Raw genomic sequence first — 21,295 nt, forward strand, 5'->3', positions numbered from 1 at the left:
GGCACGCTTTTCAATCAAATGAGCAGGTCTTCATGGAGAAGACCCGAACCCAGAGCGTCAATTCTCTTCTGCACGCACCACACCGCGCTCCTCCAGTAAACGCACAAACATGCTCAGACTGCGCGAAACCGTACCCCGCCGCCATACCAGCCACGTCGTCAGAAAGCGGAAATCCGCCGCCAGCGGCCATACGCTGACCGTCGCGCAGCCGGGCATGCTTTGCAGCATGCTGCGCGGCATCAAAGCTAGGCCGGCACCCGCACTGACGCAGGCGAGCATGCCGTGATAGGACTCCATTTCGAAGATCTTGCCGGGCACCGCAGCGTCGGTGCTGAACCATTTTTCGAAGTGATGGCGATAGGAGCAGTTCGAGCGGAAGGCATAGATGTTCTCGCCGTTCACGTCCGCCGCGCGCTGGATCGGCCCGTGATGGAGCGGCGAGATGATGACCATTTCTTCTTCGAACGCCGGAATGCCTTCCAGCGCCGGGTGCAGGACCGGGCCGTCGACGAACGCGGCCGCCAGGCGCCCGGAAAGCACACCGTCGATCATCGTCCCGGACGGCCCGGTCGACAGGTCCAGATCAACCTTCGGGTGTTGCTGGTTGTAGGTCGCCAGCAAACCGGGAATCCGCACCGCCGCCGTACTTTCCAGCGACCCCAGCGGGAAAGCGCCTTGCGGTTCCTCGCCGGCCACCGTGGCGCGGGCTTCCTGTACCAGGTCGAGAATGCGTCGCGCGTACTCGAGAAAACTCCAGCCCGCCGGTGACAGGCGCAAGCGGCTTTTCTCACGGATGAACAGGTCGACGCCCAGGTCCTCCTCCAACTGCTTGATGCGCGTTGTCAGGTTCGACGGCACGCGATGGATCTGCGCCGCCGCCGCACTGATGCTGCCGTGCTCGGCAACGGCCTTGAAGATTTCCAGTTGCACCAGATCCATCATCATTCTCCAATCGTGAAAGAAACGCTCTTTATTATTCAGTTTCCAGAAAACAAACGCCACCCTACTCTGAGCGCATCCACTGACCTCGCAGGACGATGCCATGAGCCCGATTTCCAGCCAGACCCACGCCATCTCGATCAATCCCGCCACCGGCGAGCAGATCGGTCACTACGCCTTCGAATCCGCCGAAGCTCTCGACGCCGCGCTGACCCGCGCCGCATTCGGCTTCAACAAGTGGAAACGCAAGCCACTGCAAGACCGCTCCCGCGCCCTGACCGCGCTGGCCGGCGCCCTGCGGGACAGCAGCGAAGCCATGGCGACCATGATCACCCGGGAAATGGGCAAGCCGATCGCCCAGGCCCGTGGCGAAATCGAGAAATGCGCCAAGCTCTGCGAGTGGTACGCCGAACACGGCCCGGCCATGCTCAACGCCGAAGCGACGCTGGTCGAAGGCGGCAAGGCGCGCATCGAGTACCGTCCGCTCGGCCCGATCCTCGCCGTGATGCCGTGGAACTTCCCGATCTGGCAAGTGCTGCGCGGCGCCGTCCCGGCACTGATCGCCGGCAACACCTACGTGCTCAAGCATGCGCCGAACGTGATGGGCAGCGCCTATCTGTTGCGCGACGCCTTCACCCGCGCCGGTTTTGCCGATGGCGTGTTCGAAGTGATCAACGTCACCCCGGAAGGCGTTTCGACCGCCATTGCCGATTCGCGCATTGCCGCCGTAACGCTGACCGGCAGCGTCCGCGCCGGCATGGCCATCGGTGCACAGGCCGGTGCGGCGCTGAAGAAATGCGTACTGGAACTGGGCGGTTCCGATCCGTTTATCGTGCTCAATGACGCCGATATCGACGAAGCCGTGCAAGCGGCGGTGATCGGTCGTTACCAGAACTCAGGGCAAGTCTGCGCCGCCGCCAAACGCCTGATCATCGAAGAAGGTGTGGTCGAAGAATTCACCCGCAAATTCGTCGAAGCCACCCGCCAGTTGAAGATGGGCGATCCATTGTCCGCCGACAACTACATCGGCCCGATGGCCCGTTTCGACCTGCGTGACGAACTCGATCAACAAGTGCGCGACACCCTCGAAGAAGGCGCCACCCTGCTGCTCGGCGGCGGCAAGGCCCAAGGCCCGGGCAACTACTACGAGCCGACCGTACTGGCCGACGTCACCGACCGCATGACTTCGTTCAAGCAGGAACTGTTCGGCCCGGTGGCCTCGATCATCACCGCTCGGGATTGCGCTCACGCCGTGGCCCTGGCCAACGACAGCGAGTTCGGCCTGACCGCCACGATCTACACCGCCAACGTCGCCCTGGCCCAGCAATTGACCAGCGAACTGGAAACCGGCGGCGTGTTCATCAACGGCTACTCCGCCAGCGACCCGCGCGTGACCTTCGGCGGCGTGAAGAAAAGCGGTTTCGGCCGCGAGCTGTCGCACTTCGGCGTGCGCGAGTTCTGCAATGCGCAGACGATATGGCTGGATCGCCGTTGATCCGGTCGATCCGATAAACCCTGTGGGAGCGGGCTTGCCCGCGAAGAGGGAGAGTCAGTCTCCGTTTAAGGTGCCTGACACTCCGCCTTCGCGGGCAAGCCCGCTCCCACAGGTCTTGTTTCAGTCCTTGAAATCCGTGGATAACGCCAGCTCATTCCACTCGGCCAATTCCTGCGCCACCAAACGATTCTTCGCTTCGATCCGTGCAACCGTGTCGCTGCCCAGCGCCAGCCGCTGCGGCGGGTTCGGCGCATTGACCAGCGCCAGCATCGCTTCGGCAAACTTCAGCGGATCGCCCGGTTGCGCATGGTTGGCAGCTTCGGCAAAGGTGCGCATCTTGCCAACGGTTTCGTCGTAGTCCGGCAGCACCAGCGCGGTCTTGAGCAGCGACTGCTCGTCGAGGAAGTCGGTGCGGAAGAAGCCCGGTTCGACCACCGTGGCATGAATGCCCAGCGGCGCCAGTTCCTGATGCAGCGCTTCGCTGATGCCTTCCACTGCGAACTTGGTCGAGCCGTAGACACCCCAGCCCACGTAGGCCTGATAACCGCCAATCGACGAGATGTTGATGACCCGTCCGCTGCGCTGGGCGCGCATGTGCGGCAACACGGCGCGGGTGACGTTGAGCAGGCCGAACACGTTGGTGGCGAACAGGCGCTCGGTTTCGCTGGCGCTGGTTTCTTCGACGGCGCCCAACACGCCAAAGCCGGCATTGTTGATCAGCACGTCGATGCGGCCGAAGCGCTTGATGCCCTGTGCCACCGCTTGATGGGCTTCCTCTTCGCGAGTGACGTCCAGCCGCACCGCCAGCAGGTTCGGGTGATCGCCGAGGCGGTCGGTGATGTCTTGCGGGTTGCGGGCGGTGGCAATCACCGCGTCACCGGCACGCAGGGCCTGTTCGGCGATAAGGATGCCAAAACCACGGGAAGCTCCGGTAATCAGCCAGGTACGCATATCAACTCCTCCTGTCGGTGACCCTGGCGAGATTGCCGGGCCTTCTTGATGAGTTGAGTCGACTTTAAAGCCGTGCTACTGATGTGATAATCCCAGCAAATTTGCATGACTTTGTGAAAGGTGCTCACAAATGAAAAACCCGTCCACGGCGGATCTGTCGATCTTTCTTTGCATCGCCCAGCACCTGAATTTCAGCCGTGCGGCGGTGGATCTGGGCCTGACACCGTCGGCGCTGAGCCATTCATTGCGCGCTCTGGAAAATCGCCTGGGCGTGCGTCTGTTCAATCGCACCACTCGCAGTGTGGCCCTAACCGAAGCAGGCGAGCGGTTATATGCGCGGCTGAAACCGGCGTTTCGCGATATCGACGACGCGCTCGAAGACCTCAATCACTTTCGCGACAAACCTTCCGGCAACCTGCGCATCACTGCGGGGCGCCAGGCCTGCGAACTGGTCCTGCTACCGATTGCCGGGGCGTTCCTTCAGGCCTATCCGGATATCCGCCTGGAAGTGGTCGAAAGCGATGCGCTGCTGGATATCGTCGCCGGCGGTTTTGATGCCGGGGTGCGGTTCGGCAATCGGCTGGAGGCGGACATGGTGTCGCTGCCGATCGGCCCGACCTTGCGCTCGGTGGTGGTCGCTTCACCGGCGTTTCTGGAACGGCACGCCGCACCGCAAAAACCGGAGGATCTGCACACCCTGCCCTGCATCCGTCACCGTTTTCCCAGCGGCGCGCTGTATCGCTGGGAATTCGAACGCGGTGGCATCGTTCAGGAAATCGAAGTGAACGGCCCGCTGACCCTGGGCGATGTCAGCCTGATGGTCGGCCCGGCGTTGCAAGGTCTGGGATTGGCCTATGTGTTCGAAGACATGGTCAGCGAGCACCTCGCGGCCGGGCGTCTGGTGCAGGTCTTGGCGGACTGGTGCCCGTACTATCCGGGTCTGCACCTGTATTACCCGAGCCGGCGCCATGTGCCGGCGCCGCTCAAGGCGTTTATCGACTTCGCCCGCCATGCCCGCGATGGCAAAACGGGCTGAGCCGTTCTACAGATACTTCAGCCAGGCAATGTCGCGACGCCGGGCCTTCAATGCCGAAAACCAGCGCACGGCCGGGAACAACGCGACCGCCAGCACCATCGCCGCCAGCCACACCGCCGTCACCGACGAGAAACCGAAATACGTGCCCTGATTGAGCCCGAACAGCGCCACGCCAATCAGGTACAGCACCTTCAGCGCATACAGGTGCAGCAGGTAAAAAAACATCGGTGCCGAACCGAACACCGTCAGCCAGCGAATCCAGCGTCGATCCTGTGCGCGTTCGAACACCAGCAACAGCAACAGTCCGACACTCACCGTCAATGTGATGAACAACAGCGACGGCGGGTATTTGGTGATGTTGAAAAAACTCATCAGGGTTTGCACACCGCTGTCACCGAAGGCCCAGGGTTTCTCGCCGTAACCGTTGACCAGCCGCAGTGCCACAAAGCCCAGCAAACCGGTGATGCCACCGATCAACAAACGGCGCTGACGCACCCCGGCATCGGCCGCACGAGCGAACCACGGCCCCAGCGCGTAACCCAACCCGATCACGCCGATCCACGGCAACAACGGGTACGAGGTGCGCAGACGCAAAGTCTCGCTGGCCTCGATCCAGCCCCGGTCATGCAGGATCGCCCACGGTATGTGCAGCGCCGACTCCGCTGCGAAGTGCAGTCCGTCGAGCAGATTGTGCCCGGCGATGATCGCCAGGCTCAGCGTCAACAACAGCCAGCGTGGCAGCCAGACCAGCAGCGACAGCGCGATCATGCTCAGGCCGATCGCCCAGATCACTTGCAGGTAGATCACAGTCGGTGGCAGCTGGAACGTCCAGGCAAAATTCACCAGGGTGAATTCGAGCGCCACCAGAAACAAACCGCGCTTGAACAGAAAGGCACTGACGTCAGCCTTGCCGGCATACTTTTCCCCGAACAGCCACGCCGACAACCCGGTCAGCAGCACGAACACCGGCGCGCACAGATGCGCCAGGGTGCGACTGAAGAACAGCGCCGGTTCCGTGCTGGCGATGTCCATCGGGTCGGTGACCTGACGATGCAGCAGAAAGGTTTCGCGCACGTGGTCGAGCAACATGAACAGAATCACCAGGCCACGCAACGCATCAATGGACAGCAACCGGCCAGTCGCCGAGGGGGCAGAACGGGGAACCGCAATCGTCATGGAAGTATCGCAATCGAAAGGTTGATCGATGCAACCGCCCGAAAGCGGCCGTAAAATTTGCGTTACCTTATAACATGAAAAACCGATCCAATCGCTAGCGGTTCTCAAACAGCGATCACGCGGTGCGCAGGGTTTCCAGCACGACCTGCAACGGATGGCGCAACTGTCGATCGGCCTGGCGCTTGACCTGACTGCGGCAGGAATAGCCGGTGGCCAGTGCTTCGCCCTTCTCCAACGGCGCCTCGATCTGCTTCGCCCAGGATTGCTCGTAGATCACCGCCGAGGTCTCGCGATTACGCGCTTCGTGGCCGTAAGTGCCGGACATGCCGCAGCAACCGGTGGCCTGGGTCGCGAGCTTCAGGCCGACACGCTCGAACACCTGCTCCCATTGCCGAGTGGCGGCCGGAGCGTTGGTTTTTTCGGTGCAGTGCGCCAGCAGGCGGAAGGTTTCGTCGCGGCGCGTTCCGACTTTCTCCGGCATGATCTTGAGCAGCCACTCCTGCACCAGCGCCACCTCCGGGCATTGCTCCATTCCCGGGACTTTCAGATATTCCTGGCGATAGACCAGGGTCATGGCCGGGTCGAGCCCTACCAACGGCACACCGATCTCGGCCAGCGCGCGCAATTGCCCGGCATTGCGCAACGCCGCGCGGTTGAACGCCGAGAGAAAACCCTGCACATGCAGCGGCTTGCCGTTGGCACTGAACGGTGCCAGGTAGACCTGATAGCCGAGACGCGAAATCAGCTCGATCAGATCCGCCAGCAACGGCGCCTCGAAATACCGGGTGAAGGCGTCCTGCACCAGCACCACGCTGCGTTCGCGCTGGGCTGCAGTCAGCGCCGACAACACCTCGACCGATGCCGGCTGAACCTGCCAGCGACGCATAGCCGCGTGGAAATCGAAACGGCTGAGCAACGGCACATCGACCATGCCACCAAGACGCTCGATCAAGCGACGACTGAACGAGGCGCCCATCAAGCCGTTATAGAGAAACGGAATCCGCGCCATGTACGGAATCGTGTACTCCAGCGAAGCAATCAGGTAATCCCGCGCCGGCCGCAGATAACGGGTGTGGTACAGCTCAAGGAACCGCGAACGGAAGTCCGGCACGTTGACCTTCACCGGGCACTGCGCCGCGCAGGACTTGCACGCCAGGCACCCGGCCATGGCGTCGTACACCTCGTGGGAGAAGTCCTGTTCCTGCGCACGGCTGTTGCGCCAGCGCTGCAGCAACGTGCTGAAAAACGGCGGACGGCGACTGGCATCGGCCAACACGTCGACCCCTGCCTCGCCCTGCAACCGCAGCCATTCGCGAATCAGCGAGGCGCGGCCCTTGGGCGATTGCGCACGCTGGCGGGTGGCTTTCCACGATGGGCACATGGCGTCGTCGGGATCGAAGTTGTAGCAGGCGCCGTTGCCGTTGCAGTGCATCGCCGCCCCGTAGTCCTGCCAGACTTTTTCGTCGATCTGCCGATCAAGTTCGCCGCGCAGGGTGACTTCGTCGATTTTCAGCAATGCCGCGCCGGGAATATTCGGCGTGGCTATCTTGCCGGGATTGAACTGGTTGAACGGATCGAACGCCGCCTTCAGGGCCTGCAGCGCCGGGTACAAGTCGCCGAAGAAGGCCGGCGCATATTCCGAGCGCAGGCCCTTGCCGTGTTCGCCCCACAGCAGGCCGCCGTAACGCTGGGTCAGCGCGGCGACGCCGTCCGAAACGGGACGCACCAGTGCGGCTTGCTGTGGGTCTTTCATGTCGAGAATCGGCCGTACGTGCAGCACGCCGGCATCGACGTGACCAAACATGCCGTACTGCAATTGGTGGCTGTCGAGCAGGTCGCGCAACTCGGCGATGTACTCGGCCAGGTGTTGTGGCGGCACGGCGGTGTCTTCGACGAACGGCTGCGGCCGCGCTTCACCGGCGACGTTGCCGAGCAAACCCACCGCGCGTTTGCGCATGCCGTAGACGCGATTCACCGCCGCATGCCCGACGGCCAGCGTGTGGCCCAGGCGCTCGACCGTGGCGTCGTTGCCCAAGTGCTGGACGAAGGCTTCGACCCGGCGTTGCAGCTCCTCGGGATCGTCGCCGCAGAACTCCACCAGGTTGATCCCCAGCGTCGGCCGCTCGGCGCTTTCCGGAAAGTACTCGGCGACGCCGTGCCAGACGATGTCCTGCATCGCCAGCAACAGCACTTTGGAGTCGACGGTTTCAATCGACAGCGGCTTGAGCGCCATCAGCGCACGGGCATCGCGCAAGGCATCCATGAAGCCGGCGTAGCGAATGTTCACCAGCATCGTGTGCTTGGGGATCGGCAATACGTTGAGTTTGGCCTCGACCACAAACCCCAGCGAACCCTCGGCGCCGCACAGCACGCTGTTGAGGTTGAAACGGTTGTCGGCCTCGCGCAGGTGCGCCAGGTCGTAGCCGGTCAGGCAGCGATTGAGATCGGGGAAGGTTTCCCGGATCAGCTCGCCCTGCTCATCAATGATCTGCCGCGCACAGCGATACACCTCACCGGCCCGGCCCTCGCGGGCGCACTCCGCTGTCAGCTCGCTTTCTTCCAGCGGGCGACCGTGCAAGCGCTCGCCACCGCGCAGGACCATGTGCAGTTCCAGCACGTGGTCGCGGGTCTTGCCGTAGGTGCAACTGCCCTGGCCGCTGGCGTCGGTGTTGATCATGCCGCCGACCGTAGCGCGGTTGGAGGTCGACAGTTCCGGGGCGAAAAACAGCCCGGCGGATTTCAGGGCGGCGTTCAGTTGATCCTTCACTACGCCGGCCTGCACCCTTACCCAACGCTGTTCAACGTTGATTTCGAGAATGCGGTTCATGTGCCGCGACAGGTCGACGACGATACCATCGGTCAATGACTGGCCGTTGGTGCCCGTGCCGCCACCGCGAGGGGTGATCACCACTTTCTGGTAGGCCGGTTCGGCGATCAGGCGTGCCAGCAGCGCCACGTCGTCGGCGTCACGCGGGAATACCGCCGCCTGCGGCAAGCGTTGATAGATCGAGTTGTCGGTGGCCAGCACCACGCGGCTGGCGTAGTCGGCACTGATTTCGCCGCGAAAACCGCTGGTTTCAAGGGCTTTGAGAAACTGTTGGTAGTCGGTGTTCAACGTGGTGGAAGGCGACAGCTGAGCAATCATCGGAAGTGCAATCTCGGTCAAAAACGGGCCGTGTGGCGGTGAACAGTTGTGCGCAATGAATGATTGCGTCACGCTCCCGCCATCTCATAGGCCTTATGTTCATTGCAGATCGATGCCGGGACAACCGTAAAATCGACCCGCAATCCATGACTAAAACGAATGAATCCGCGAACCCTTACTCCCTCGATGTCGTTGCTGCTGGCGTTTGAAGCCGCTGCACGCCATGAAAGCTACACCCGCGCCGCTCACGAACTGTCGCTGACTCAGAGTGCGGTCAGCCGTCAGGTGCAAATCCTGGAAAAGATGCTCGGCATGCGCCTGTTCAGCCGCGAAGGACGGCGAGTGATCCTCACTGACGTTGGGCGCATGTATCAGCGCGAACTGTCCGAAGCCCTCGGCCAGATCCGCAGCGCGACGTTGCAGGCCATGGCGTTTGGTTCGGGAATCCACAGCCTGCGCCTGGCGACCTTGCCGACCTTCGGCTCGAAATGGCTGCTGCCACGCTTGAAGGATTTCTACACTGCCCACCCCGGCATGACTGTGCACCTGCATTCACGCATCGAAACCATCGACTTCGACACCAGCGAAATCGACGCGGCGATTTGTGTCGGCGGCGGTGACTGGCCGGGGCTGACCGCCCACCGCTTGCACACTGAAGAACTGGTGGTGATCGCCAGTACGCAGCTGACCGATGCCGAACGTCTAGCGGCCGACAAGGATATCGCCGGGCAACTGCTGCTCAACGTCAGCAGCAACGCCCAGGCCTGGTCCGAGTGGTTCAGTCATCACGCCCTGCCCCATCGCAGCATGCGCATCGGCCCGAGTTTCGAGATGACCTCGCACCTGATTCAGGCCGTGCGCGCCAATATCGGTATCGGGCTGGTGCCGAGGATTCTGGTGGAGGATGAATTGCACAACGGTGATTTGCTGCAACTGGGCGAACCGATCAGCAGCCGGCGCAGCTATTACCTGGTGTACCCGGCGCGTAATGAATCGCTGGCGTCGCTGAAGGCGTTTCGCGACTGGTTGATGCGCACGCTCTGAATCTCTACATCGCCAGATCAATTGCCATCGCGAGCAGGCTCGCTCCCACAGAGATCAATATTCCAATGTGGGAGCGCGCCTGCTCGCGATGGCGCCAGACCCGTGAACTCAGAACCGCGGCTTAACTGCTTTCCAGTCCGGCTTGTAGCGCTGCATCTGTCGCACATCATCGCGCTGGCGAATGCCGCAGGTCAGGTACTGGTCATGCAGCTTGCCCAGTTGATCGTGATCCAACTCCAGCCCGAGGCCCGGTGCACGAGTAACCTTCACGCAGCCATCGACAATCGGCAGCTTGCCGCCCTTGATCACTTCTTCATCCGGTTCCTGCCACGGGTAATGGGTGTCGCAGGCGTAGTCCAGATTCGGTACAGCCGCCGCCACGTGCGCCATGGCCATAAGGCTTATGCCCAGGTGTGAGTTGGAATGCATCGACACGCCGAGGCCGAAGGTGTCGCACATTTTCGCCAGCGTCTGGGTGTCGCGCAGGCCGCCCCAGTAATGGTGATCGGCGAGGACAATCTGCACGCTGTTCAGCGCAACGCTGCGGCGGAACTCATCGAAATCGGTGACCACCATATTGGTCGCCAGCGGCAACCCGGTGCGTTTGTGCAGCTCGGCCATGCCGTCGAGGCCCGGGGTCGGGTCTTCGTAATACTGCAGATCATCGCCCAGCAACTCGGCCATGCGGATCGAGGTTTCCAGCGACCAGTTGCCGTTGGGATCGATGCGCAGCGGATAACCGGGAAAGGCCTTTTTCAGCGCCTTGATGCACGCCACTTCGTGCTCCGGCGGCAGCGTGCCGGCCTTGAGCTTGATGCTCTTGAAACCGTACGCCTCGATCATCCGCGCGGCCTGGGCGACGATCTGCTGCTCGTTCAGCGCCTCACCCCAGTTGTCCGGCTTGTACGGTGAATCGACGTGTTGCGCGTACTTGAAAAACAGATAGGCGCTGAACGGTACTTCATCACGCACCGCCCCGCCCAGCAGATCCACCAGCGGCACATTCAAGTAGCGGGCCTGCAAGTCGAGGAACGCCACTTCAAACGCCGAATATGCGTTGCTCACCGCTTTACTGGCGTGGGAACCAGGGGCGAGTTCAGCACCGGCCAGACTGGCCGGTTTGTTGGCAGCGACCGTGGCCTGAACGATCCGACGCAACTGATTGAGATTGAACGGATCGAGGCCGATCAACTGCGACTGCAACTGTTGCTGGATCGCCAGCGCCGGGGCATCGCCATAGCTTTCGCCGAGGCCGATGTAGCCGTTGTCGCTTTCGATCTCAATGATCGAGCGCAGGGCGAACGGTTCGTGGATGCCACTGGCGTTGAGCAGCGGCGGATCACGGAAGGCAATCGGAGTGACGGTTACGCGAGTGATTTTCAAAATGACGCTCCTGTTGAGTCGGAATCAGTGGCTCGCCACCGGATTGGCCGTCGGCGCGACGGCGGTTTCGGGTTCAGGCTTTGCCGGGGTTTTGCCTTTGGCGCCGGGCGCCATGCGGGCAAAGAAGATCACCACTGCTGCCACCAGCGAAGTTGCGGCCAGGCCATACAGGCCGCCTTCTATGGAGCCGGTGGTCTGTTCCAGGAAACCGAACGCGGTCGGCGCAACGAAGCCACCCAGATTGCCGATGGAGTTGATCAGCGCGATCACCGCCGCCGCGATGCGCGCATCCAGATAGCTTTGCGGAATCGGCCAGAACAGTGCCGAAGCCGCCTTGAAACCGATGGCCGCAAAACAGATCGCGACGAAGGCGAAAATCGGCCCGCCGGTGGTGGACATGAACATGCCGAACGCGGCGATCACCAGGGTCAGCGCGACCCACGCCTGCTGGAATTTCCACTTGCCGGCCAGCGCCGCAAAGCCGTACATCGCGACGATGGAAATGATCCACGGCACGGAGTTGAGCAACCCGACCTGGAAGTCGCCGAGATTGCCCATCTTCTTGATCATGCTCGGCAGCCAGAAAGTGGCGCCGTAGATGGTCAGGGCGATGGAGAAGTAGATGAAGCAGAACAGTGCGATCTGCCGATCCGCCAACAGTTTGAACATCGATGGTTTGGCAACATGGGTCGCTTCCCGAGCACGCTGCTCCTCGGCGATTGCCGCCACCAGCGCCTCGCGCTCCTCCTCGCTCAGCCACTTGGCCTGACGCGGATGGGATTGCAGCCAGAACCAGACAAACCCGCAGAGCACTACCGACGCGGCACCTTCGATCAGGAACATCCACTGCCAGCCGTGCATGCCCAGACCGCTGATGTGCAACAGCGCACCGGACACCGGACCGGAAATTACCGAAGCGATTGCCGAGCCGCTGAGAAACACCGCCATGGTCTTGCCGCGCTCAGAGGCCGGCAGCCATTGGGTGAAGTAATAAATGATCCCCGGGAAGAACCCGGCCTCGGCAGCGCCCAGGATGAAGCGCAGCACGTAGAAACTGGTTTCGCCTTTGACGAACGCCATGGCCATCGCCGCTGCGCCCCAGGTGAACATGATCCGCGTCAGCCAGGCGCGGGCGCCATAGCGCTGAAGAAGCATGTTGGATGGCACTTCAAACAAGGCGTAACCGATGAAAAACAGACCGGCACCAAGGCCATAGGCAGCAGCGCCGATACCCAGATCGGTTTCCAGATGACTGCGCACGAAGCCGATGTTGACCCGGTCGATGTAGTTGACGATGAACATCACCACGAACAACGGCAGCACATGGCGCTTGACCTTGGCGGCGGCGCGGGCGAGTACCGTGATGTCCGGCGGACTCTGGAGGGTTTTCAAGGGGCGACTCCCGATCTTTGTTTTTGTAGGGATGGCCTGTTCAGGCGTAGAGCGATCATGGACGGGGTGATTGATCCCGTCTAATCTAACTTGGCATTCGATTGATACCTGGATTAGATCAATGTTCGAACTGACCCAATTGCGCTGCTTCACCACCGTCGCCACCGAACTCAACTTCCGCCGCGCTGCCGAGCGGTTGAACATGACGCAGCCACCATTGAGCCGGCAGATCCAGTTGCTGGAACATCACCTGGGCGTCGAACTGTTTACCCGCAGCACGCGCAGTGTGGCGCTCACCGCTGCCGGCCGCGCATTCTTCATCGAGGCGCAGAACCTGCTCGAACGCGCCCAGCAAGCCGCCGTCACCGCCCGGCGTTTTGCCGAGGGCGATATCGGTTCGGTGAACATCAGTTTTGTTGGCAGCGCGGTTTATGAATTCCTGCCCAAGGTCATCGCCGAGGCGCGCCTCAAGCAGCCGCAGGTGAAGATCGACCTGACTGAAATGAACACCTACCAGCAACACGAAGCCCTGCGCGCTCGACGCATTGACCTGGGGATCGTCCGCGCGCCGTTGCTGGAGCCGGGTTACGCCACCGAATGCCTGGTGCGCGAGCCGTTTGTGCTGGCGGTGCCGAGCGGCCATCGACTGGCCGAGGCCGACGAGGTTTCAGTGAAGGACCTGGATGGGCAGCCGTTCCTGATGTATTCCCACGCGGCCTATCCGCCGTTCAACGAATTGCTCACCGGCATGCTGCGCTCGGCCCGGGTCGCCCCGGATTATGTGCAGTGGCTGGGTTCTTCCTTGACGATTCTGGCGCTGGTCAACGCAGGCATGGGCCTGGCGCTGGTGCCGCGTTGCGCGACCAGTGTGGTGTTCAGGAATGTGGTGTTTCGCGAGATCGATCTGGGCGAAGGGGTGCAGAGCGAGCTGCATCTGATCTGGCGGGAGAACAACGACAACCCGGCGTTTGCGATGTTGCTGGAGGGCATTCGCCGGGCGGTGAAGGATGGATGGGGTTAAGAGCGGGCTTGCGATGATGGGGGGTACTTCAGCGGTGGTGGTGCCTTTGGGCCTGTGATCAATGGTTTCTCCAACAGCTTCCCGTCGGGCCCTACGAAAAGTCGCTCCAGATGTTGCGGCATTGGTTGCGGTGCTCTGGCGGTCATGATGAACCCTCTGATGCCGGGCTGAATTCAACCCATTTAACCTTCGCGGAATCTATCAGCAAAAATTCAGCGCCAATAGGATCCAATTTGCCATCTTCGTTGAGCCAGCGTGGAAACCTCATCAAGAACTGCCCGGTGTTCGACTCCGGTGGCCACTCGACTGGCCAGCCTAGGACGCGCCTTTCATCCTCCAGATGAAGGGTGATGAATCGGTCATATTGAGCGAAAGCGCAGAACCATTCACTGGGATAGGAAGATTGTTTCGTTACGTTTCTGCTGCGCAACCACCTATGCAATTTGCCATTAGTTGCCAGACAACAAGCCATCAATCCCAGCAGCAAGGACGCAAAAAATGCCCACAACGCTTCAGCCTTCGCATCCCACTTCCCTACAGAAAACCCCTTCTCCCCCACCCACACACAAACCGCTCCAACCCCCAACACCATCCCGTGAATCACAAACGTGAAAATCAACGCCTGCACAATCTGCCCGAACGTATCCGGCCGTTTGAACGCCGTCAGAGTGTAGAAAATCCAGGTCGAAACAAACCCCGGGATCAGGTACTGCAACAGCGGAATCACTTCTTTCACCAGATCATCCATGATCGGTCGCTCCTTGCATCAAAAACAATCCTCCAGAAACAGCAATGCCGGCCCGTAATGGGCCGGCATTCAAAGCCTAGTGCTCGCGGGAAAAAAGCCCGCAATCAACTGTCACCGCGCATTACACTTCCCGCAGAATCTGATCCGCACCGTTCCCTGCCGCCATCAGCACCGCCGCATGAAGGTTGATGCACGAGCCGGATCGTTTCATCATCGCGCAAGGTTTCGAGGAGTAACGCCATGACCCGTTATCAGCCGTTGAACTGTGATCTGCACGACTACCTGGAAATCGCCTGCCTGCGCGGCTATCAGCTGGACATCGAGCTGGTCGACGGTCAGCGTCTGATGGCCCGGGCCGTGACCACGCGAACCAGCAGTGACAAGGAGGAGTTCCTGGTGATCGAGCAACAAGGCGCGCAACAGGAAATTCGCCTCGACCAGTTGCTCGCGATCACACCTCAGGAGGCCAACGCCGAGTTCGGTCGAGTGGTCCTTGCCGGAGGAGTTTGCGGAATCTGAACAAAAAATCCCGCCCGGCATCAACCGGGCGAGATTTTCTGTGACACGCCGTTTTACGCGACGACAGGGATCATCGGATCCGCAGCCGCCAGCGCGCTGGCACGGTCAGCCGCCGGCGGGTAGATCCACTGGGTGTTGATCTGGGTCTTGAGCGACTTGCCCTCCTCCCTGACCAGTTTTACCTGGCGACCCCAGCCTTCGGTGTACACCGCGCCCCAGGCGCCGAGTTCGAGGCAGGTCACGTATTTCGGCTGGCTGTCACCGACATCACGGACTGAACTCGATCAGCAGGCAAAAAAAAGCAGAAACCGATCACCGGTTTCTGCTTTTTTATTTCGACCTTACAGGCAATCGCGTACCGCCTTGCGCAACGATCCGGACTTCGCCCACGGCGGCCCTTGGTAAAGGGAGACACGGCTGCCGTCCTTGTACTTGACCACATCAAGAATCTCGTCGGCGGTGACGATGCTCGGTGCAGTGATCCGGTAGCCATTGGAAATTGCTGTCTGGGACGTCTTGGCAACGTCCTGCTGCCAGAGCGGCAATACACACGCGGCGTAGTCCTTGGGAGTCTTGTCGCTGGTCTTGCTGACATTCGGCTCGCCCGGCACCAGTGACGCAGGCAACGAACAACCGGCCAATGCCACCAACAGCATCCCCCCGATCAACATCCGCATGGTGATTCCTTCATCTGAAAAAACGCGAATGTACCTTGTAACTGTTCGGACATCCATCGTAGCGCTCTGCCTGTATTCCTCGTAAACCGGACCAATCAGCTCACCGACAGATGACCTTGCCCCACTCCCGAAAAATGCGGCTACTCTGTTTTACCGAGAATGTTCCGGAGGTGATCATGCGGCTCAATGAATACGAACACGAACTTCAACGTGACCTGCAAAGCGTGGCATCGGACCTGAGATGGTCGGCGGTGGACCTCAAGCGCATTGCCGAGCAACTGCGCCAGTCGGGCAACGAGGCGGACGCCCAGGCGGTCCTGCGATCCTGCGAGGTGCTGCAAAGCGATGAAGAGCGCCTGCAACTGTATGCCCGGGAAGTGAAAGCCCGCGCCATCAGCCGAACCAAAGTCCACTGAACCTGACGCTGCGCACAGCAAAAAGCCCCGGACAACCGGGGCTTTCTCTTCACAGGTCGTCAGCCTGACTTGCGACCGCGCGTACGACCTTTATAGCCCGGCAGTGCGGCGGCGTACGCCAGCGCTTCCTCGCGACTGGCAAACGAAGCGAGCCGGTCACCCTGCGTGCAGACCCGCCACGGGCCGTTGTTCACGCTGAGTACGTCGTAGCCATTCATGTGCATTTTGTTCAGCATCGCCATGCTCATAGGCACCTCCTGTCTTCTAACGAACTTTTGCACATTACACCCGCAACGCGCAGTCGTGCCGACCGGACGTCGTGCCGCAGCAGCGTCAAGTCTCCGGCACTTTTAGCCTGGCCAGGCACTCAGACGCTCTAAACCGGCAGCGGCCCAAATATTGCTAATTCATGACAGATTTATGACAACCGGCAATCGGGTAACACATGAAAGTACGAGCAACCGTCATCTGCGAGCAGGATCGACACATTCTCCTGGTGCGCAAACCCAGATGCCGCTGGACGCTTCCGGGCGGGACCGTCGAACCGGGAGAAACCCGCGCGCAAGCCGCCGCCCGCGAACTCAAGGAAGAGACCGGACTGGACAGCGATGACATGCTTTATCTGATGGAGTTGCAGAACGGCAGCACCCGCCACCACGTCTACGAGGCGTCGGTGCTGAACATCGAGCAGGTTCGCCCGCTGAATGAAATCGTCGACTGCCTCTGGCACCCGCTCGATGCGGTGCAGAATCTGAACGTCAGTGACGCCACGCTGAGCATCGTCCGCGCCTTTCAACGACGCCTTTGACTCTCAGCCGGCAAACGCCCGGCGTCCGGCGCTCATTTCCGTGCGCAATTCACCGATAAAATTGGAGATGTCACGAATAGTGACCAGATGTTCAGGAGAAACACCATTGAGCAGCAACTCGACACGCCCGCTGTCGGGTTCGTAAACCTTGATCTGCAAGAGGCCTTGCGCCGTTTCGGTGCAGTCGCAATACAACGGCGAAAAGCCGGATTCGACGATGCGGCAAATATCGGCAATGGCAATCATGGTGGGCACGCCTCACAAGCGTTGGCTCGGGCAACCCGATGAGCATAGATGAGCTTTCACTGCCCCGCCCCTGCCGCCCAGTGTAAAAATTGCCAACCGCTTCACAACTTCAAATCGCGGTTCTCAATGGGCGTCATGGTCCCAGATCCAGTTCCATATTCCCGGCAGGTTCACCGGTTTCGACGACTCGCGCACCGTGCGCGCCAGCGCAGCTTTTTCCAGCGCCGCGCGATCGTCATAGAACGGTCTGCCTGCCAGTCGTACGCCGGTGGCGGCGGCACTGTCGAGCAGAATCTGCAGATACTCGCGGGTGTGGCGGGCGGTGTAGCGGTTGAGGTCATGGAAGGTCACCACCACCGGGATCACTCCGTCCACCGTTGGCAATTCGCCGAGGGCAATCCGTTCGCGGACCTCCGACAGTTGTCGCAGCATATTCGCCCGCCGCCGGGGGCTGGCGTTGAAGCCCCAGATCTTGCCGTCGTTGGCGCTCAGGTCGGTCAGCAACACCTGCATATGGTGCAGCTGATAGGCGGCGAAGGTGCGCTTGTCATAGTTCCAGAATGGCGGACGCAATAACGTCGGCGGCGCGCCGGTGATTGCCGCGATGTCCGCCGAACCGTTGGTCAGCGAGGTTTCGAGTTCTTGGGGATCGAGCAATCGATGATTGGTGTGCCAATGGGTGGCGGTGTGAAAGCCCAGAATGTGCCCTTCGTCATACTCGCGGCGCATGACTCGCCGACCGATCTCGCTGTTGCCCGCTCGGGGTGCGCGGGTCTGGACGAAAAACACCGCTTTGATCCCTGGTTGCAGCGGGTTGTCCTTGAGGCTGTCGAGCACAGTGTCGGTGGGATTGAAAAAACTGGAGGCGCTGGGGCCGTCATCGAAGGTCAACAGAAACCGCACCGGCGCCTGAGCCTTGAGCCGGGCTTCGGTCTGCGCGGTCATTTCGATGGGAGCGGCGATGCATCCGGCCAACCCGACGGCTACCGCCATCGCACAGAAAAGCTTGAACCACTGTGTCATGTTTTGCCTTGAGCCCGACCGTTGCGGTCATGTTGTCGATTGGCAAAACTCCTTCGCCGCTGCTGCCTCCCTGCGACCCATTGAGATGGGCCGAGGTTGGATAAAGATACACAGGGTTTGGTTCCGGCGCTCGCTCAGCGTGCCAGTGCCTGTTGAAACGAGCCGTCGATGATCCCCGCCGTGGCCAGCGGAGCCGGCAGCGCCTTGACCTTGAACAGGAAGTCGGCCGTGCTTTGCAAATCGGCGGCGGCCTGCTGATCCACCGGGCCGACCGTCATGTGCGCCTGGCGCAACCAGTGCCGCGAAACCTGTTGATCGAGGTTAGCCTTCTTCGCCCACAGGTCGGCGTACTCGTCGGTGTGACTGTCGACCCAGGCCCTGGCCTGCTTCAAACGTCCGAGGAAATCGGCGATCGCTTCGCGCTTGCTGTCGATGGACGGCGCAGACGCGGCGATGGCGCTCAAGCCCGGCATCAGGTTTTTCGCCGTGAGAATCGGCCGGGCGCCGGAGAACACGATCTGCTGGGAAATGTACGGCTCCCACACCGGGAACGCGTCGATGCTGCCTTGCGGTAGCGCGGCCGCCGCATCGATCGGCATCAGTTTGACGAAGTCGACGTAATTTTCCGGCAAACCGCCCTGCTCCAGTGCCCGCAAGGTCAGTTGCTGACTCCAGGCACCCGGCCAGTAAGCGACTTTTTTGCCCTTCAGGTCCTCGATAGTTTTCACCGGAGAATCCTTGGGCACCAACAGCGCGATAGTGTCCGGGTTCTGTCGTGACACACCAATCAGTTTCACCGGCGCCTGTTTGGCGGCCAGAAACAGAAACCCCGAATCCCCCAGGAAACCCAGATCCAGCGACCCGGTCTGCAACGCTTCGGCCAACGGCGCGGCAGCCTGGAAGTGTTTCCAGTCAACCGTGTAAGGCGCGTCCTTCAACACGCCGGACGCTTCTATCGAAGCGCGGATGTTGTAGTAATTCTGGTCGCCGACGTGCAGGACCAAGGGTTCGGCAGCGTAGGTCAATGGCGTGGCAAACAGTGCGCTGGTCAACGCGGCGCGTAGGAAACGTGAGAGCTTCATGGCGAGTCCTGCAGAAGGGATTTTTATAGACCATAACGCTCTTACAAATCAGATTTGAAATTCGATTAGCGCATAAGCTCAGCACCTTCCCGCCGCACTGTTGGCCGAGCAACAGTGGCTCGTCAGAGTGTTTTCCCTGCAACACTTCAAACCTGCAAAACCAGCGTCAACCCCCGTAATACGGGACAAAACGTACATGGCACAGAGCCTGCAATATTCCATTCATGCAGGAAGCATTCGATAAAAATATCTTTTTGGACATAAGAATCTGTTGCCTTGCCGGAGCGTGCCCATGAAACCCTTCTTTCCGTTTTCCCGCGTCAAAACGCTGCTCGCGGCCTGCGCAGTAGCCCTGAGTCTGCAACCTCTGGCCCACGCTGCCGAAGCGCCGCCCGCTGAAGTGCATCTGGATTACGCCTATTACTCGCCGGTCAGCCTGGCGCTGAAACATCTGGGCTACCTGGAAAAAGCCTTGCCCCAGAGCAAAGTCAGCTGGGTGCTGAGCCAGGGCAGCAACCGCTCGCTGGAATACCTTAACAGCGGCGGCGTGGATTTCGCCTCGTCGGCCAGCCTCGCCGCCGTGCTCAGCCGTGCCAATGGCAGCCCGATCAAATCGGTCTACGTCTACAGCCGCGCCGAGTGGACCGCGCTGGTGGTGCGCAAAGACTCGCCGATCCAGTCCGTCGCCGACCTCAAGGGCAAGAAAATCGCCGCCACCAAAGGCACCGATCCGTACCTGTTTACCCTGCGCACCCTGCAACAGGCCGGGCTGAAAAAGGACGACGTGGAACTGGTACACCTGCAGCACCCGGACGGCCGCACCGCGCTGGAGAAAGGCGATGTCGACGCCTGGGCCGGCCTCGATCCGCACATGGCCGCCAGTCAGGTGCAGGCCGGTTCGCGCCTGCTGTACCGCAATCGCGACTTCAACAGCTACGGCGTGGTCAGCGTCACCGAGCAATACGCCAAGCAACACCCGCAAACCATCGACACCGTGATCAAGGCCTATGAGCAGGCCCGCGAGTGGTCGGTGAAGAACCCCGACGAATTGGCCAAATTGCTCGCCAGCGAATCCGGCCTGCCGCTGGACGTGGCCAAACTGCAATTGTCGCGCACCGACCTGAGCAGCCCGCAACTGACCGCCAGGGACGTGCTGGCCTCGAAAGCCGCCGCGCCGATTCTGGTCTCCGAAGAACTGGTGCGCCGTGGGGTGAATGTCGATCAGGTCATCGATCAGTTGATCGACACCGGTTTCCAGCAAGTCGCCGCCGCCCAGTAACCGATCAGGCTCATGACAAGTCCGCGTCCGTCGCGGATTTGTCGTGAGCGGAGAACCGTCCATGAGCAACGACTTGCCCGCCCGCCTCGCCGTGCCGGCACCACGCCGCAAAGGCCCACTGCTGAATCCGCTCTGGCGCTGGCGCCTTAAAGGCCTGGCCCTGCCACTGCTGATCGTGATCGTCCTGGAATTTATCGTGCGCATCGGCTGGCTGCCGTCCTACCAGATGCCGGCGCCGAGCGAGATTGCCCTGACCCTCACCGACCTGGCCGAAGGCGCCTTGTGGAAGCACATCGGCGCCAGCCTGATTCGCGTGCTGCTGGGGTTTGCCATCGGCGCGAGCCTGGCGCTGGTGTTTGCCGCGTGGGTCGGCCTGAGCCGTGAAGCCGAGGCCTATCTGGAACCGACGTTCGCCGCACTGCGGTCGATTCCCAGCCTGGCCTGGGTGCCGCTGTTACTGCTATGGCTGGGGATCGACGAGACCTCGAAAATCGTTCTGATCGCCATCGGCGCGTTCTTCCCGGTGTACGTCAACGTAGTCGCGGCGATCCGCAACATCGACCGCAAACTGGTGGAGGTCGGGCACATCTATGGTTTCAGTCCGCTGCAACTGGTGCGACGGATTCTGTTGCCCGCTGCCCTGCCCGGCCTGTTCACGGGATTGCGCAGCGGTATGAGCCTGTCGTGGATGTTTCTGGTGGCGGCCGAACTGATCGCCGCGACCAAAGGTCTGGGTTACCTGCTCAGCGACGGTCGCGAAACTTCGCGGCCGGACATCGTGCTGGCCGCGATCATCGTCCTGGCGCTGCTGGGCAAACTCAGCGACGGTTTGCTTGCGGTGCTGGAACGTCGCTGGCTGGTCTGGCGCGACGCGTTCACCGGCCAGGGCAGCAAGGATTGAACCGTGCAACTAAG

Annotated in this window: 21 protein-coding genes and 1 pseudogene; 9 read left to right on the forward strand and 13 right to left on the reverse strand. The window is 61.1% G+C overall.

Annotated elements, in window-relative coordinates:
- Positions 1 to 57: 57 nt before the first annotated feature.
- Positions 58 to 939, reverse strand: a complete 882-nt coding sequence (ptrR, locus tag PDR5_RS16860; protein WP_064600875.1) for a putrescine utilization regulator PtrR — start codon at positions 937 to 939, stop codon at positions 58 to 60.
- A 103-nt stretch (positions 940 to 1,042) separates the two neighbouring features.
- Here ptrR and PDR5_RS16865 point away from each other — a divergent pair, with 103 nt between their 5' ends.
- Complete coding sequence (locus PDR5_RS16865; protein WP_064597327.1) at positions 1,043 to 2,434, forward strand: aldehyde dehydrogenase family protein; 1,392 nt, start codon at positions 1,043 to 1,045, stop codon at positions 2,432 to 2,434.
- A 120-nt stretch (positions 2,435 to 2,554) separates the two neighbouring features.
- Here the strand turns inward: PDR5_RS16865 and PDR5_RS16870 are convergent, their stop codons facing one another.
- Positions 2,555 to 3,385, reverse strand: a complete 831-nt coding sequence (locus PDR5_RS16870) for an oxidoreductase (protein ID WP_064597330.1) — start codon at positions 3,383 to 3,385, stop codon at positions 2,555 to 2,557.
- Positions 3,386 to 3,515: 130 nt separating this feature from the next.
- Here PDR5_RS16870 and PDR5_RS16875 point away from each other — a divergent pair, with 130 nt between their 5' ends.
- On the forward strand, positions 3,516 to 4,421 hold the full coding sequence (locus tag PDR5_RS16875) for a LysR family transcriptional regulator (RefSeq protein ID WP_064597334.1): 906 nt from the start codon (positions 3,516 to 3,518) through the stop codon (positions 4,419 to 4,421).
- Positions 4,422 to 4,427: 6 nt separating this feature from the next.
- On the opposite strand, the gene PDR5_RS16880 is transcribed toward PDR5_RS16875, so the two are convergent.
- Together PDR5_RS16880 and ydiJ are read right to left on the reverse strand one after the other, a co-directional pair.
- Positions 4,428 to 5,597, reverse strand: coding sequence for a DUF1624 domain-containing protein (locus tag PDR5_RS16880; protein ID WP_064597337.1), 1,170 nt, complete (start codon positions 5,595 to 5,597; stop codon positions 4,428 to 4,430).
- Positions 5,598 to 5,712: 115 nt separating this feature from the next.
- On the reverse strand, positions 5,713 to 8,742 hold the full coding sequence (gene ydiJ, locus PDR5_RS16885; RefSeq protein WP_064597339.1) for a D-2-hydroxyglutarate dehydrogenase YdiJ: 3,030 nt from the start codon (positions 8,740 to 8,742) through the stop codon (positions 5,713 to 5,715).
- A gap of 159 nt (positions 8,743 to 8,901) precedes the next feature.
- Here ydiJ and PDR5_RS16890 point away from each other — a divergent pair, with 159 nt between their 5' ends.
- Positions 8,902 to 9,786 carry a LysR substrate-binding domain-containing protein gene (locus PDR5_RS16890; RefSeq protein ID WP_064597341.1) on the forward strand — a complete coding sequence of 295 codons (885 nt, stop codon included), beginning with the start codon at positions 8,902 to 8,904 and terminating at the stop codon, positions 9,784 to 9,786.
- 108 nt (positions 9,787 to 9,894) lie between these two features.
- Here PDR5_RS16890 and PDR5_RS16895 read toward each other — a convergent pair whose 3' ends face one another.
- Positions 9,895 to 11,169 carry a glucarate dehydratase family protein gene (locus PDR5_RS16895; protein WP_064597343.1) on the reverse strand — a complete coding sequence of 425 codons (1,275 nt, stop codon included), beginning with the start codon at positions 11,167 to 11,169 and terminating at the stop codon, positions 9,895 to 9,897.
- Between the two features lie 24 nt (positions 11,170 to 11,193).
- Positions 11,194 to 12,561 carry an MFS transporter gene (locus PDR5_RS16900; protein ID WP_064597345.1) on the reverse strand — a complete coding sequence of 456 codons (1,368 nt, stop codon included), beginning with the start codon at positions 12,559 to 12,561 and terminating at the stop codon, positions 11,194 to 11,196.
- 121 nt (positions 12,562 to 12,682) lie between these two features.
- Here PDR5_RS16900 and PDR5_RS16905 point away from each other — a divergent pair, with 121 nt between their 5' ends.
- The gene (locus tag PDR5_RS16905; RefSeq protein ID WP_007950480.1) at positions 12,683 to 13,582 is read left to right on the forward strand and encodes a LysR substrate-binding domain-containing protein; all 900 of its coding nucleotides are present in this window, start codon (positions 12,683 to 12,685) and stop codon (positions 13,580 to 13,582) included.
- A gap of 142 nt (positions 13,583 to 13,724) precedes the next feature.
- On the opposite strand, the gene PDR5_RS16910 is transcribed toward PDR5_RS16905, so the two are convergent.
- Complete coding sequence (locus PDR5_RS16910; RefSeq protein WP_064597347.1) at positions 13,725 to 14,330, reverse strand: DUF6338 family protein; 606 nt, start codon at positions 14,328 to 14,330, stop codon at positions 13,725 to 13,727.
- 240 nt (positions 14,331 to 14,570) lie between these two features.
- On the opposite strand from PDR5_RS16910, the gene PDR5_RS16915 reads away from it, so the two are divergent.
- Positions 14,571 to 14,849 carry a Rho-binding antiterminator gene (locus tag PDR5_RS16915; RefSeq protein ID WP_064597351.1) on the forward strand — a complete coding sequence of 93 codons (279 nt, stop codon included), beginning with the start codon at positions 14,571 to 14,573 and terminating at the stop codon, positions 14,847 to 14,849.
- Positions 14,850 to 14,902: 53 nt separating this feature from the next.
- On the opposite strand, the pseudogene PDR5_RS16920 reads toward PDR5_RS16915, so the two are convergent.
- Positions 14,903 to 15,106: pseudogene (locus tag PDR5_RS16920) on the reverse strand (NAD(P)/FAD-dependent oxidoreductase); the annotation flags it as partial.
- An 84-nt stretch (positions 15,107 to 15,190) separates the two neighbouring features.
- Complete coding sequence (locus PDR5_RS16925; protein ID WP_064597355.1) at positions 15,191 to 15,526, reverse strand: hypothetical protein; 336 nt, start codon at positions 15,524 to 15,526, stop codon at positions 15,191 to 15,193.
- A 176-nt stretch (positions 15,527 to 15,702) separates the two neighbouring features.
- Here PDR5_RS16925 and PDR5_RS16930 point away from each other — a divergent pair, with 176 nt between their 5' ends.
- A complete protein-coding gene (locus PDR5_RS16930; RefSeq protein WP_007950501.1) occupies positions 15,703 to 15,942 on the forward strand; it encodes a hypothetical protein in 240 nt (79 codons plus the stop codon).
- Positions 15,943 to 16,001: 59 nt separating this feature from the next.
- Here PDR5_RS16930 and PDR5_RS16935 read toward each other — a convergent pair whose 3' ends face one another.
- Positions 16,002 to 16,190: a hypothetical protein gene (locus PDR5_RS16935; protein ID WP_064597356.1), complete on the reverse strand. Its 189-nt coding sequence runs from the start codon at positions 16,188 to 16,190 to the stop codon at positions 16,002 to 16,004.
- A 197-nt stretch (positions 16,191 to 16,387) separates the two neighbouring features.
- Between PDR5_RS16935 and PDR5_RS16940 the strand changes: the two genes are divergently transcribed.
- The gene (locus PDR5_RS16940; RefSeq protein WP_039766972.1) at positions 16,388 to 16,750 is read left to right on the forward strand and encodes an NUDIX hydrolase; all 363 of its coding nucleotides are present in this window, start codon (positions 16,388 to 16,390) and stop codon (positions 16,748 to 16,750) included.
- A 3-nt stretch (positions 16,751 to 16,753) separates the two neighbouring features.
- On the opposite strand, the gene PDR5_RS16945 is transcribed toward PDR5_RS16940, so the two are convergent.
- From PDR5_RS16945 to PDR5_RS16955, 3 genes are all read right to left on the reverse strand, one after another.
- Entirely contained in the window at positions 16,754 to 16,996 is a 243-nt protein-coding gene (locus tag PDR5_RS16945; RefSeq protein ID WP_011334667.1) for a DUF1652 domain-containing protein, read from the reverse strand.
- 123 nt (positions 16,997 to 17,119) lie between these two features.
- On the reverse strand, positions 17,120 to 18,019 hold the full coding sequence (locus tag PDR5_RS16950) for a polysaccharide deacetylase family protein (RefSeq protein WP_064597358.1): 900 nt from the start codon (positions 18,017 to 18,019) through the stop codon (positions 17,120 to 17,122).
- Positions 18,020 to 18,153: 134 nt separating this feature from the next.
- Positions 18,154 to 19,101: an ABC transporter substrate-binding protein gene (locus tag PDR5_RS16955; RefSeq protein ID WP_064597360.1), complete on the reverse strand. Its 948-nt coding sequence runs from the start codon at positions 19,099 to 19,101 to the stop codon at positions 18,154 to 18,156.
- A 292-nt stretch (positions 19,102 to 19,393) separates the two neighbouring features.
- Between PDR5_RS16955 and PDR5_RS16960 the strand changes: the two genes are divergently transcribed.
- Together PDR5_RS16960 and PDR5_RS16965 are read left to right on the forward strand one after the other, a co-directional pair.
- Positions 19,394 to 20,380, forward strand: coding sequence for an aliphatic sulfonate ABC transporter substrate-binding protein (locus PDR5_RS16960; RefSeq protein WP_064597362.1), 987 nt, complete (start codon positions 19,394 to 19,396; stop codon positions 20,378 to 20,380).
- 61 nt (positions 20,381 to 20,441) lie between these two features.
- Entirely contained in the window at positions 20,442 to 21,281 is an 840-nt protein-coding gene (locus tag PDR5_RS16965; RefSeq protein WP_064597364.1) for an ABC transporter permease, read from the forward strand.
- Positions 21,282 to 21,295 lie beyond the last annotated feature (14 nt).

Source organism: Pseudomonas sp. DR 5-09 (assembly GCF_001655595.1).
GTDB lineage: Bacteria > Pseudomonadota > Gammaproteobacteria > Pseudomonadales > Pseudomonadaceae > Aquipseudomonas > Aquipseudomonas pharyngis.